General features: G+C 41.6%; 8 protein-coding genes. All 8 read left to right on the top strand.

The features are described from left to right. Positions 1-67 precede the first annotated feature (67 nt). The 8 genes from MUCPA_RS03635 to MUCPA_RS03600 all read left to right on the top strand — a co-directional run bounded on the left by MUCPA_RS03635 (position 68) and on the right by MUCPA_RS03600 (position 13,968). On the top strand, positions 68-1,183 hold the full coding sequence (locus MUCPA_RS03635) for a FecR family protein (protein ID WP_008504510.1): 1,116 nt from the start codon (positions 68-70) through the stop codon (positions 1,181-1,183). A gap of 251 nt (positions 1,184-1,434) precedes the next feature. Further along, complete coding sequence (locus tag MUCPA_RS03630) at positions 1,435-4,911, top strand: TonB-dependent receptor (RefSeq protein WP_008504509.1); 3,477 nt, start codon at positions 1,435-1,437, stop codon at positions 4,909-4,911. Between the two features lie 11 nt (positions 4,912-4,922). Further along, on the top strand, positions 4,923-6,338 hold the full coding sequence (locus MUCPA_RS03625) for a RagB/SusD family nutrient uptake outer membrane protein (protein WP_008504508.1): 1,416 nt from the start codon (positions 4,923-4,925) through the stop codon (positions 6,336-6,338). Between the two features lie 66 nt (positions 6,339-6,404). Next, entirely contained in the window at positions 6,405-7,319 is a 915-nt protein-coding gene (locus MUCPA_RS03620; RefSeq protein WP_008504507.1) for a glycerophosphodiester phosphodiesterase family protein, read from the top strand. Positions 7,320-7,524: 205 nt separating this feature from the next. Next, entirely contained in the window at positions 7,525-8,298 is a 774-nt protein-coding gene (locus tag MUCPA_RS03615) for an alpha/beta fold hydrolase (protein ID WP_008504505.1), read from the top strand. Positions 8,299-8,441: 143 nt separating this feature from the next. Further along, the gene (locus MUCPA_RS03610; protein WP_008504504.1) at positions 8,442-9,059 is read left to right on the top strand and encodes a sigma-70 family RNA polymerase sigma factor; all 618 of its coding nucleotides are present in this window, start codon (positions 8,442-8,444) and stop codon (positions 9,057-9,059) included. A gap of 58 nt (positions 9,060-9,117) precedes the next feature. Then, positions 9,118-10,287 (top strand): FecR family protein, encoded by a 1,170-nt coding sequence (locus MUCPA_RS03605; protein WP_008504503.1) that lies wholly within the window; start codon positions 9,118-9,120, stop codon positions 10,285-10,287. 276 nt (positions 10,288-10,563) lie between these two features. Beyond that, positions 10,564-13,968, top strand: coding sequence for a TonB-dependent receptor (locus tag MUCPA_RS03600; RefSeq protein WP_008504502.1), 3,405 nt, complete (start codon positions 10,564-10,566; stop codon positions 13,966-13,968). Positions 13,969-13,972 lie beyond the last annotated feature (4 nt).

Genomic DNA, 13,972 nt, shown 5'->3' with positions numbered 1-13,972 from the left:
AATTTATTTTAAATTTTACTACCCTTGTCTTATCCGAGCGCTGTCTTATCCAAAGAAGCGCATAGCAATGGAAGACGAACAATATTATAAATTACTGGTGCAACGTTTTTCTGATCGTACCGCTACGGACGAGGAATTGGAAGTATTTATCAAATTAGCTAACGAAGGTAAATTAGATAAATACCTAACCGAGGCCATGAACCGCGATGCAGCTATCGCCGCAGAAGATGAAGCTAACTTTTTGCCTCCCGCGAAGATCAGGAAACTTTGGCCGCGTAGGATAGCTGCCGCATCTGTATTATTAGCGATATCAATAGGAGGCTATTTTATATTACACAAACCTGCAGCATTAAAACAAACTGCTCAAATTCAGCCTCAGGATATATTGCCAGGCCATAACCAGGCTACCCTTACTTTGGCCAACGGAAAAAAGATCGTGCTAATAAAAGGCCTTTCGGGTAAACTGGCACAGCAAGGCAATACACAGATCAACGTGAATGGCTCCAGTGAGGTTATTTACACCGAAACCGGTGCAAATACGGCGATCCAATATAATACCTTATCAACCGCCAAAGGTGAGGTATCTCCATATCCGTTAGTATTAGCGGATGGGACAAAAGTATGGCTGAATTCGCAATCTTCAATTACCTTCCCGATAGCCTTTACCGGTAAACAACGCCATGTTGAGATTACAGGGGAAGCGTATTTTGAGGTAGCCCATAATTCAGCCAAAACATTTACTGTTAAAGCGGGGAATCAAACTGTTGAAGATATTGGCACTGCGTTTAATATCAATAGTTACGGAGACGAACAAACTATCAGGACGACTCTTGTAGAAGGCTCAGCAAAAGTAACCGCGAATGGTATCGCTAAAATACTTTCTCAGGGTCAGCGTACTCTGGTAACACAAAACTCTCTTCTATTGCAAACAGCGGATGCGGAAGCTGAAACAGCCTGGATGAATGGCAGGTTTATTTTCCACGATGAGGACTTACATAGCGTGATGCGCCAGCTTACCCGCTGGTATGATATCGACGTAATTTATGACTACAACCCGAATAACGTTCTCCTTGGCGGAGGATTTTCAAAATCAAGAAATATATCTAAAGTACTCAGCGCATTTGAGCAGACCGGTGCGGTTAAGTTCAGGATCGAAGGGCACACGGTACATATAACACAATGATCCTTTAAAGAACAGTCAGTTTAAATCAAAAAATCATGAAAAAAATTTTACGTCAAGGATCACCTTAAGGGTAGGCATGCGACGAAACAAACCAGGAGTGCGGCAAACACCCCCGGTTCAATGTTCAGGTTGCTCCCCCAGTAAAAAGTGCGAACAAATTATTGAAATTACAAACCCAAACATCCAAATGTATGAAAATTTGTACAACAAATTTTTGTAGTGAAACCTACATTCCTAAATTTCTGCTGGTCATGAAAATTACCGCATTGATGATACTCATCTGTATCATGCAAGTCAGCGCCGCAACGTATGCCCAAAATATTACTATAAAAAAATCGGGTGCTCCATTAAAAGCAGTGATAGAAGAAATTCGTAAGCAGAGTGGCTACGATATTATTTTCGATGCTAATCTGATTAATCGTTTAAAGCCCGTAACAATAAATGTTAAAGACGCGACGATTGAAACCGCCCTTGATATGTGTTTAAAGGATGAGCCAATAACTTATATAATACAAGATAAGTTTGTTGTGCTTAAAATTAAGAGCCCCTCAACTTCTGTCATACCATCGCAAATTGTGGTTAAAGACATTGTAATAACAGGACGAATTGATGACCAGTATAACAGACCGCTCCCCGGTGCTACTGTTAAAATTCAAAATTCACCAGTCGCCGTTGCAACTCAGGAAGATGGGACTTACAAGATAGTAGTTCCTGATGCTAAAGCTGTATTGGTTTTTTCATTTGTAGGTTACGAATCACAGACGGTAACCGTTGGAAACAAAACTGAAATAAACATTATTTTAAAAGATCGCAACAGCCAATTAAACGCTGTGGTTGTAGTTGGTTACGGCACACAAGCAAAAAGAGATGTATCCACATCAATTGCAAGCGTGAAAGCAAGCGATTTGGAAAATCAGATCGTTGGAAATTTTGACCAGGCCCTTGTTGGTAAAATGTCCGGGGTTCAAGTCATTCAAAATAACGGAAAGCCTAATTCGCCCACTGACATCAGAGTTCGCGGTACCGGTTCCATTACCTCAGGTGTTGACCCTTTATATGTTGTCGACGGGGTGCCTTTAGGTAGTGGGCAGGTAACCGAAATAGTAGACATGAATGATATTGAAACTATCGACGTGTTGAAAGATGCATCTGCTGCTGCTATTTACGGCTCAAGAGGCGCGAATGGTGTTGTAATGATAACTACAAAAAAAGGAAAAGAAGGCAAAAAAGGCAAAACAACGGTCAATTACTCATCTTCCTACGGACTGCAATCTATCACCAAAAAAATTCCGATGTTGGATGCCTACCAATATGCTCAACTGTCCTACGAAGGCCACAACGCTGCATATTTAGGCGATGGGGCTACAGCCAGCAATCCAAACCCTCAACCAGGCGATCCGGCTTCTGTCCGGCCAAATTCGTATGATAAAATTCCACCAGATCTATATCCTTATTTAGGTTTAAAGTCGGATGGTACTCCGGGGGGAGCGGTTGTTGCCGGGTTAACCAACACAAACTGGCAGGATCAGATATACAGAACGGCCCCAATTACGCGGCATAGTCTTTCCGTATCCGGTGGAAATAATAAATCAAAATATTATATCTCCGGAAATTACGAAGATCAGGACGGAATCATCATCAATTCTGATTACAAAAGGTATGGGCTAAGAGTGAATTATGCTTTCACTGAAGGAAAGATCAAAGTAAACGTAAATGTTACGCCTACATTTTCAACCGAAGACCGGGTAAATAGCGACGATTATTATGGAAATTATGGCATAGTTCAGTCCGCTCTTGCCATAAGTCCGATATGGCCTGTGTATAATCCCGATGGATCTTATAATTACGACGCCAACGGTAAACTTAGGCTGGGTACCGATTATCAACATAACGAAGTAGTTAACCCGGTAGCGATAGCCAACCTTTACAAAAACAAAGTAGATCATGCCAATTTTTTGGGTAACGTTTCTTTTGATTGGGAGATATTAAAAGATCTTCATTATAAATTATCCGCGGCAGCAACTTATAACACTTATGGAAATGACACTTATTGGCCATCAACACTGCCGCTGATCGGCGTTAAATATTACGCTGCGGGCTCCTATGTACCCTCAAGTCCTATAGGTCATACTTCTACTACTACCTACCTGGATTGGTTGACTGAAAATACTTTAAACTACCAGAAAACACTGGGCCAGCATCATATCAGCGCACTTGTAGGGTTTTCGACCCAAAAAGATCAAATGAAGAAAGAAGGTTACAGTACTTCCGGGGCTACTAATGATGCTGTTCAAAATGCCGGAGGCGGAAGCTTTTTTTCCGGGACGCCCGACTATGATTTACAAACCTGGACTTTGGCTTCTTTATTAAGCCGGGTACAATACGATTTTTCGGGAAAATATTTTTTTACCGCTGCATTAAGAGCTGACGGTTCTTCCCGTTTTGGGAAAAATGACCGTTGGGGCTATTTTCCATCAGCCTCTGCGGCTTGGATTGTCTCATCAGAAAAATTCATGGAGCGTGCCAGGTGGATCACCAATATGAAGCTGAGGGCAAGTTACGGGGTATCTGGTAACTTTAAAATCGGTAACTACCAGCAGTCGGAGTTACTTGGCAACAGCGTTGCGGTTTTCGGACAAACACAGGCACTGAGCGTTGGCACCGCGCCCACGCAATATGGAAACGATGATTTAACCTGGGAGAAAACTGCCATGACTAATGTCGGTCTTGATATGTCATTTTTAAATGATAGAGTCGGCTTTGAGTTAGACCTATACAACGGAAATACTTTTAATTCGCTATTAAATTTGCCTGTTCCTACCATTACAGGTTATAGTACCGCCTTACAAAATATTGGCCAGGTTAATAATCAAGGATTAGAGATAGCTTTGATCGGGAACAATACATTTGGGAAATTCAGATGGCATACGAGATCAAATATCTCTTTTAATAAGAACAAAGTGGTCAAGCTGGGCACCCAGGATGCGCCAATAATTGCAACAAGCGGCACTGCGACTGCTTATTTTATAACTCAGGTAGGTAAGCCCATCGGCAGTTATTATCTTTTAAAATATGATGGGATTTTTAAAAACGCAGCTGAATTGGCAAGTTATCCTCATTTTTCAACGTCCCAGGTTGGCGATTTTAAGTTTGTTGATGTCGACGGTAATGGCGTAATGGATGTTTCCGCGGATCGTACTATTGTCGGTAATTATTTTCCCAAGTTCACCTACGGCTTTACCAATGACTTTTCTTTTTCAGGATTTGATCTGTCTGTATCTTTTCAGGGCGTTTACGGTAACCAGATTCTCAACCTTTCGCGCCGGTATATTGCTAATATGGAAGGAAACATTAACAATACCACAGAGGCTTTAAACCGTTATGTGGACGCTAATAATCCCGGTAACGGACTGGTGAACAGAGCCAACAGGAAGTCGACAGGAAACAATGCCACAATTTCTTCCTGGCACGTCGAAGACGGGTCTTATTTAAGATTGCAAAACATTGTATTTGGTTATACGATTCCTGCGTCATTGCTTAAAAAAGTAAATATCCAAAAAATGAGATTCTATGTAAGTGGACAAAATCTGCTGACGATCACAAAATATACGGGTTATAATCCCGAAGTCAATATGAACGGCGGCAGTAACCAGCTAACGCCGGGTGTAGATTATGGCGTATATCCATTGGCAAAAACGATTGCATTGGGACTTAATTTAACTTTTTAAAATCAACCGACATGAAAAGATATTTAATCATCATCATACTGCTTGGATCGCTAACTTCTTGTAAAAAGTTTTTAGACCTGGCTCCCGAGGCCGCTGTAACAACCAATAGTTTTTATGTGACAGCTGCTGACTTTAACGCAGCAGTTGTTGCCTGTTATTCAGCTTTACGTTCTTATCCTACCACAGAAATTTTTCCATTAGTGGAATACCGCTCCGACAATATGTATGTGAAAGCCTTTACCGCTGGCTCCCAGGATCAATATATGATCAATAAATTTAATGACGTATCTGCCAACTCATTAACTACTGCCGCATGGACAGATATGTATAACGGGATACTTAAATGTAATGAGGTAACATCACGGATAGGAAGTGCCACCTTTTCTTCCACCCTGAAAGCACAGTATGACGGGGAAGCGCGTTTTATTCGTGCGCTTTATTACTTCACACTGGTAAGGATGTACGGTGGTGTACCGCTGGTACAAAAACCAATTTCAGTAAACGAGGCGCTTTCAACTCCGCGATCAAGCGTTACCGGCGTTTATGCATTAATTGAATCTGACTTAAACACGGCAATTGCCGAACTGCCCGAAACGTACGCGGCTACCGATCTGGGCCGGGCAAGAGCTTCGGCAGCGAAAACACTGCTATCAAAAGTTTATATGACGGAGGGTAATTTTGCTGCGGCGCAGCCGGTATTATTTGATGTGATTAAACATGCCGGTTATTCATTACAATCGAATATTGCCAATGTGTTTTCTGTAACAACAGAAATGAACAGCGAAATCATCTTTGCGATCCGTTTTGCAAAATCGCTGACAGGTGGTGGTCACAGCGCATGGTTCAGTCCGGGAGCCGACTCCACCACATCAGAAGTAAATGCATCTCTTATTACGGCTTACAAGGCAGACGCAAGGCGTAAACTCCTATCTTTTACAAAAACCGGCAGTATCTATTACATCAATAAATATGCTGATGTGCCGGATGCTACAACAAAAAACTTTGATAATGATTTTATCGTTTTAAGATATGCGGATGTGCTGTTGATGTATGCCGAATGTTTAAATGAAACATCTGCGTTAATCACCGATATTACAAGCGAGTCAAGTCCTTTGTTTTGGCTTAATCAGGTGAGAAAGCGCTCCAGTCCTACAGTTCCATTTACCGCAGCGCAGTATACAAGCCAAAGTGCGCTGCGCGATATTATTATTCAGGAAAGGTGGTTGGAGTTTCCATTAGAGGGCCAGCGATGGTTTGATCTGATCAGGACTAAAAGCGCCAAAACGCAGTTGCTGAAGAATTCAGGAACGGGCGCAGCTCCTATAACCGACGTGCCCGATTTTCGTTTGATTTACCCTATCCCGAATGCCGAAATACAAAAAGTAAATAACCCTCAAATTTTACCTCAAAACCCTGGTTATAATTAAATAAAGGTTTTAACAGGAAATGTATTAGCTCCTATATTTCCTGTTAAAACCTTATAGACTACCCGTATGAAAAAAGAATCTTTTAAAAAACTAATCATCATTCCTCTGCTGTTGCTGATATCATGGGTCAAAGCCCAGCAATCTCCTCAGGAAAAACTAAAAGACGTATTTAATCCGAAAAGTAATAAAGTCTTGGTGGCGGCACATCGCGGCGATTGGCGTAATGCGCCTGAAAATTCTCTACAGGGATTAAAAAATTGTGTCGCTATGGGCGTCGATATCGTTGAGTTGGATTTAAAAAAAACAAAAGATGGGTTTTTGATTGTGATGCATGATAAAACCATTGATCGTACAACTACAGGTACAGGTTATCCGGCGGACTATACGCTTGATTCCCTGAAAAAACTTTTCCTGAGAAAAGGCAATGGCGTACCGTCAAACCATAGGATACCAACCTTTGAGGAGTTTTTAATTGCGGGCAAGGGGAAAGTCATTATTGATGTAGATAAGGGCTATGAATATTTTAATGATGTTGTGCAACTGTTGAAAAAATATGATATGACCAAACAGACTATCATCAACATCGATGATAACACGTACTACAACAGTATTGTTACCCGTTTTGGGGCAATTGATACTTCGGTCATTATGATGCCTATAATCAATTATGCCAAACCAAATGCCGGGAAAATCATAGCCAGCTATTGGGGTTATCCCAACACCATCTTTCAGCCAGTTTTTAAATCAGATACATTATCACTTATAGCTAACCTGGACTTGTTGAAACGGCGAAGGTTCGGTTTATGGCTAAACAGTTTATGGCCTTCTCTTAACGGCGGCCACGATGATGATAAGGCTGTAGAAGAAAACCACCCGGATGAAACCTGGGGTTGGCTCCTTAAAAAAGGCGCCAACATTATTCAAACAGATCGGCCAAAAGAAATGCTTGAATATTTAAGGAAGCGAAAGTTACATCAATAGAAAACGATAGGGCAACAAATTACCGAAACGGCAGTTAGAGTTACTTCGTCAACTTCCGTACATTTCCAATTGCTGACGACGTGTATCCTCAATTGAGTTGGAGCCAATACAAAGGTATCATCGGTCATAAAATTAAAGTAGTTTAACATTTACGGCTTTTGGTAAGTATACCTTTGCATTACAAATAAATGTTTAATCAATTTATATGGCACTTATCAAAATTAATGACATCGAGCTTTACGTCGAAGTGAAAGGAAGCGGGTTTCCTGTAATTTTAATACACGGCGTTGGCGGAGACCATGAGGCACATTTAAGAAATGTAATTGAGCCACTGTCGAAGAATTTCAAAACGGTAGCATTGGATTGCCGGGGGCATGGACAGTCGGATAAGCCGTTAGAATTTACCATCGACGATCATGCGAATGATATTTTAGGAATCATGGACCATTTTGGTTTCCAAAAAGTGCATTTGCTTGGTGTATCCATGGGCAGTTATATTGCTCAACTGGTTGCCATCATGGCTCCGGAGCGTATTGATAAACTCGTGTTAACTGTTACAAAATCAAATGGCCTTAGCTCTTCCATACAGCGTTTGTTTAAAGAAAACGAAGAAGAAATTAAGGGTTTGAATATGCATGAAACCATCATAAAACTATTAAAATTTATGGTGTACGATACCGGACTGATGAAAAATCATTTGGAGATATTTGAAACCAAACTGAGCCCCGATCAATTTAATGCAGCCAATAAAGCTATTGGCGCCTTCGATTTCAGAAAGGAACTCTCAAAGGTAACAGCAAAAACCTTGGTTATCAGCGGCAAATATGACGGTCTGAATCCGCCCGATGATGGAAAGGAAGTTGCTTCACTCATAAAAAATGCAACATTTGTGGAAATGCAGTACTCCGGACACGCGCCTATGTTCGAAGAACCGGATACCTACGTAAATATTGTTCAGGGCTTTTTGTTAAAACAATAAAGGGCAGGCCATAAACCATTAACAGCTAAAAATCACTATTGTAAAAGTTGCTGTGCTTTATAAATCAACCTCCACTGCGATAATAATGATAAGTTAACATAGCATGACTAATTTTGCATGGGCCAGCAGGCAAATGAGTCTTTATGAAACAAACCAGCGAACACGAATTACTGGAACTGATCAGGAACTCAAACTATGCCGCTTTCGAAGAATTACATCACCGCTATTATAAATCCCTTTACGGATTAGCAGTAAAGAAAATAGGTAACCAGGATGATGCCTATGATCTTTTACAAGACATGTTTATTGAACTTTGGAACAAAAGGGCAACTTTTTTCATCACAAATCCCTTACACAATTATTTGAAGAACCGCTTGTGGTTTAAGCTTTCAGGCTATTTCAGAACTAAGGGCTTTCAGGAAAAGCACTTTAAAAACTTTTCGGATTTTATCAACCGTGAGCAGGATATCGATGTCCAGCTGGATGAATTGGAGATCAGGGAGCTGAATATTCAATACGAAGCGGTGATGGAAGTAATTAACCGTACCATCGAAGAGATGCCCGCTAAAATGCGGGAAGTTTTTTTGATGAGCCGCAGCGACGAATATTCTATTAATGAGATTGCTCAAAAACTGGAAATATCTCCCAAAACGGTTAAAAATCAGATTAATACAGCACTTAATCGTATCCGCCATGCTACTGCCGATCCTTCCATAACGGCGATGCAACTGGTTTTCGTTATTTGGCTAACAAATAATTAACAGAAGGTTAACACTAAATTTCTGGGTCCTTTTGCTGTTTACTGCTTATTAGTATTGTATGCAGGATGAAAGACAATACTTAGAAGAACTTTTCAGGAAATACCAGAACGGATCGGTAACGGATGCAGAAAAGGATATCATTGAGCGTTGGCTAAGCCATTTGGATGTTAATGAAGTACCACTATCAGCAGAAGCATTTTTTCAACAAGAACAACGATCAAAAAAAGCGCTGAAGGAAAGCCTGTTAATACAACCGGAAACTAAAGTGATTCGTTTACCGCGTTGGGCTAAAGTGGCAGCCGCAGCCGCTATGCTGATTATAACAGCATCTCTGTATTTTTACCCGCGACTCAAACACTCACCCGAGGTTGCTGCACGGTATGTCAAACCCGATTTTCCTCCGGGTACTAACCGGGCAATACTCACGCTGGCCAATGGCTCAAAAATCAATCTGACGGGAGTTAAAAATGGGGTACTTGCCCGGCAGGGGATTACCGCCATCCAAAAAACAAACAATAGCGAAATCATTTACACGGCAACTGATAGCAAAGGCTCTGTTAACGATACCGCTCCTTTATTGAACACCATCAGTACCCCAATAGGCGGGCAATACCAGGTAACATTGCCCGATGGAACTAAGGTTTGGCTGAATGCTGTATCCTATATTCGCTTTCCGGCAAGTTTTGACGGCGATAGGCGCCGGGTAGAGATAGGCGGAGAGGTTTATTTTGAGGTGGCTAAGAACCCACATAAACCATTTATAGTGATTTGTGCCGGGCAGCAAATAACTGTATTGGGTACCCACTTTAACGTTAATGCTTACCCTGAAGAAAATGGTATTAAAACCACTTTGCTGGAGGGCAGTGTTAAAGTATCAGCCCTTAATCAAAATATCTTTTTAAAACCAGGCGAGCAATCACTGGTGGCTTATCCTTCATCATCCCAACCAACGGCTCTACTTATTCCGGATGCCGATATCAATGAGGCGGTTGCCTGGCAAAAAGGGATGTTCTATTTTAAACGAACCGGTATTGCGACAATTATGCGGCAGGCTGCGCGATGGTATGATATGGATGTGCATTTTGAAGGCCCTGTACCCGATAAATACATTACCGGCAAAATCAGGCGAAACGTAAACGCATCAGAAATGCTTAAAATGCTGGAATATACCGGCGTTAAATTCAATATACAGGGAAAAAAAGTAATTGTATTATCAACCAAACATTAACCACTTAAAACATGCAAACGCTAAACAACTCCGGATAAACATTGCTGTGGTTGCCATAAAAAAACCGGTATAGTGTTGTCGCACTATCCCGGCAAAATGCTGGACTAACCATCAAAATAATTTGACAATCGGTTTGAACTCTTAATCCAACAATTCAAAAATATGAATTTTTATTCTTTATTATTTGCTGTACGCAAAGTACGGCCTGCCACCATGTGCCATCATCGGCCACATAGATCGTCGCCCCCCAATCATGATTTTAAAAGAAAACTGATTATGCGGATAAATTTGAGTGCCTTGCTAATCTTGTTCGGATTATTGCAGGCAAGTGCCAATGTATACAGCCAAAAAATAAGTATCAGTGAGAGAAATATTTCTTTAGAAAAGGTTTTCGAATCTATAGAAAATCAATCTGCCTATACCTTTTTATACGATGATCAGCAGTTGCAAAATGGGCACAAGATCAGCATCAGCTTAAGGGATGCATCGCTGGAAAGCGTATTGAACGAGTGTTTTAAAAATCAGCCCTTCTCTTTTAAAATTATCGAGAAAACGATCGTAATATCTTCTAACAATGACCAGGTTAAATATCCGGTCAGGATTTCTGGTGTTGTTTATGATGAAAACAGCCAGCCCCTGCCCGGTGTAACCATTAAATCAAAAAACGGGCAGGCAATTACGGTTACGGATAAGGATGGGAAGTTCGAAATGGTAGTAACTGATTTAAACAGTCCGTTGGTTTGTTCCTATATCGGCTATAATTCAAAAGAAATTAGCATTGGCAACCAAAGATTATTGAAAATAGTTTTACAGCCAAGTGTTAAAAGTTTAAACGATGTTGTTGTGGTTGGTTATGGCATAAACACCCAGCGGCAGGTATCCGGGTCTATCGGATCGGTAAAAGCTAAAGACTTAAAAGACCAGCCGGTAACCAGTTTTGACCAAGCCATGGCCGGCAAAATTGCGGGGGTAAGGGTATTGCAAACATCCGGTTCGCCGGGCGCGGCCCTGTCTATAAGAGTACGGGGGTTAAACTCCATATCCGCCGGTAACGATCCCTTATATGTTATTGATGGCGTACCGCTATCAAACGACATCAAAAGCGCCACCGGCACTACAAGTTCAAACATACCAGACAACCCCATTAACGTTTTAAGCTCGTTAAATATTGATGATATCGAATCTATCAGCGTGCTTAAAGATGCATCGTCGGCCGCTATATACGGATCAAGGGCATCAAACGGTGTTGTTTTAATTACCACCAAGCATGGCAAGGCCGGTAAGCCTGTAGTGAAGTACGATACCTATTACGGGTGGCAGTCTGTTGCTAAAAAAATCGACTTGCTTGATGCTTATCAATATGCTAAGATGGCGCTTGATGCGCGCAATAATGCCTATCTGGATGCCAATCCAGCCGGTTCCATAAACGATCCGAATAGTGTGCGGCCCTCGGCTGGGCAAATTCCGCCTAATTTATTACCATACCTGCAAGGCCAGACGGGACTAACCAATACCGACTGGCAGGATCAAATATTCAGGAGAGCGCCTATTCAAAGTCATACCCTATCGGTATCCGGTGGTAACAACAGCACCAATTATTATTTGTCCGGTAATTACCTGGACCAGAAAGGTGTGGTTATAGGCTCGTCCTACAGCCGTTACAGTACCCGGTTTAACCTGGATTCCAAATCGGGTAAATTGCATTTTGGCGTAAACATGAACCCAACGGTAACCATAAATAACCTCATCAACTCCGAAGGACCTTATTTTGATGAAGGGATAATTGGTTTGGCGCAAACGCTGCCGCCAATTTACCCTGTGTACAATCCGGATGGCTCATATAATTTCAGCGGCAATGTGCAGGGATATGGCTTATCAAGTATCTTAAATCCGGTGGCATTGGCAAACGAAGTCAAAGATAAGCTACAGCAGATATCCATACTGGGAAATACTTTTGCCGAGTATGAATTTATAAAAGGCTTAAAATATAAAATTTCGCTGGGTGTTGATCTCAATGCCTTCCATCGTGATTATTTTAGGCCTACAGATCTGGAGATAGCCAATGTTAAGGGCCCTTCCATAGGTACGGGTATTTCACGGTCTGAACAGTTTATTGACTGGCTTGTAGAAAATACACTTAACTATAACAAAGCCTTCGGAAAGCATACCCTTGATTTGCTGGCTGGCTTTAGCACCCAAAAGGATAACGATACGTACAATTATCTTTCATCATCTAACTTTCCCAATAATTTAGTACAAACGCTAAATGCCGGTCAAATATCATCAGGCGGTTCATCTTTACAGCAATGGTCGCTCATATCTTATATCGGCCGGGCGCAATACAATTACGATAATAAATATTTTGCTACGGCATCCATCCGGTCAGACGGATCGTCCAGGTTTGGCCCCAACCACAAGTATGGTTATTTTCCTTCTGCATCGGTGGGATGGTTAGTATCGCAAGAAGAGTTTTTGAAAAACAATAAAATCATCAGCACCTTAAAGCTGAAAGCCAGCTATGGGCTAACGGGTAATTTTCAAATACCAAACTATGGTTCTTACGGTTTAATCAATTACAACAATTACGTGCTGGGCAATAATGTAATTACCAGTGGCGTAATACCTAAAACTGCAAGTAATGATAACCTGACCTGGGAAAAGACCGCCATGTTGAATACCGGGTTCGATCTGGGTTTATTTCACGACAAACTCTTCTTAGAAGCTGAATATTATGACAGTAATACATCCAACCTGCTTTTAAATGTTAATGTTCCGCAAATCACCGGCTTTAGTACGCAACTCCAAAACCTGGGTAAGGTTAACAATCGTGGCGTAGAGGCTACTTTATCGGCACAAGTGATAAGTGGTAAATTTGAGTGGACTTCAAGTTTTAATATTGCCGCCAATAAAAACCGCGTAAAAGCCTTAGGGCCTGCCGGCGATCCCATTATTGTGGCAGGCGGCACAGCAAATACTTATTTTATTACCCAGATTGGGTCGCCTATAGGCTCTTATTACCTGATGAAGGTTGACGGCGTATTTAAAAATCAAAGTGAGATTGATAATTACCCCCATTTAGCCAATACCAAGCCGGGTGATTTTAAATTTGTAGACGTAAACGGAGACGGTAAAATTGATTTATCGAGCGACCGGACAATTGTAGGTTCATACCTTCCGTCTTATACTTTTGGCTTTACCAACAGTTTTGCATACAAGGGCCTTGATTTAAGTGTGGCCGTACAGGGCGTGCAGGGCAACCAGATTGTTAATTTAAACCGGCGCTATCTGTTTAATGTAGATGGTAACATGAACCAGATGGTTGGCGTGCTTGATCGTTGGATGTCGCCTTCGGATCCCGGAAACGGTTTGGTAAACCGGGCAAACCGCAGCCCTACCGGCAGTAACGGCACTACGTCTACCTGGCATGTGGAGGATGGCTCTTATGTAAGGATACGTAATATAGCTTTAGGATACCAGTTACCCCTGAAGTGGGTGCAAAAAGCAGGCATAGCTAAGCTGCGGATTTACTGTTCGTTACAGAACCCTTTTACCTTTACCAAATTTACCGGATACAATCCCGAAGTAAGCAACAGGCCGGATAATGCGCTGTCATCAGGCGAAGATTATGGCACTTATCCGCTTTCAAAAACAACCACGCTGGGCCTTTCCGTTACCTTTTAACTCA

This window comes from Mucilaginibacter paludis DSM 18603 (assembly GCF_000166195.2).
Classification (GTDB): Bacteria; Bacteroidota; Bacteroidia; order Sphingobacteriales; family Sphingobacteriaceae; genus Mucilaginibacter; species Mucilaginibacter paludis.
The sequence above is the reverse complement of the archived record's forward strand: the minus strand, read 5'-3'. Positions and strand labels throughout refer to the sequence as shown.

What these genes read in the sequence shown, in the direction of transcription:
- MUCPA_RS03635 (WP_008504510.1), top strand. Translation starts at nt 68, where the DNA reads ATGGAAGACGAACAATATTATAAATTACTGGTGCAACGTTTTTCTGAT.
- MUCPA_RS03630 (WP_008504509.1), top strand. Translation starts at nt 1,435, where the DNA reads ATGAAAATTACCGCATTGATGATACTCATCTGTATCATGCAAGTCAGC.
- MUCPA_RS03625 (WP_008504508.1), top strand. Translation starts at nt 4,923, where the DNA reads ATGAAAAGATATTTAATCATCATCATACTGCTTGGATCGCTAACTTCT.
- MUCPA_RS03620 (WP_008504507.1), top strand. Translation starts at nt 6,405, where the DNA reads ATGAAAAAAGAATCTTTTAAAAAACTAATCATCATTCCTCTGCTGTTG.
- MUCPA_RS03615 (WP_008504505.1), top strand. Translation starts at nt 7,525, where the DNA reads ATGGCACTTATCAAAATTAATGACATCGAGCTTTACGTCGAAGTGAAA.
- MUCPA_RS03610 (WP_008504504.1), top strand. Translation starts at nt 8,442, where the DNA reads ATGAAACAAACCAGCGAACACGAATTACTGGAACTGATCAGGAACTCA.
- MUCPA_RS03605 (WP_008504503.1), top strand. Translation starts at nt 9,118, where the DNA reads ATGCAGGATGAAAGACAATACTTAGAAGAACTTTTCAGGAAATACCAG.
- MUCPA_RS03600 (WP_008504502.1), top strand. Translation starts at nt 10,564, where the DNA reads ATGCGGATAAATTTGAGTGCCTTGCTAATCTTGTTCGGATTATTGCAG.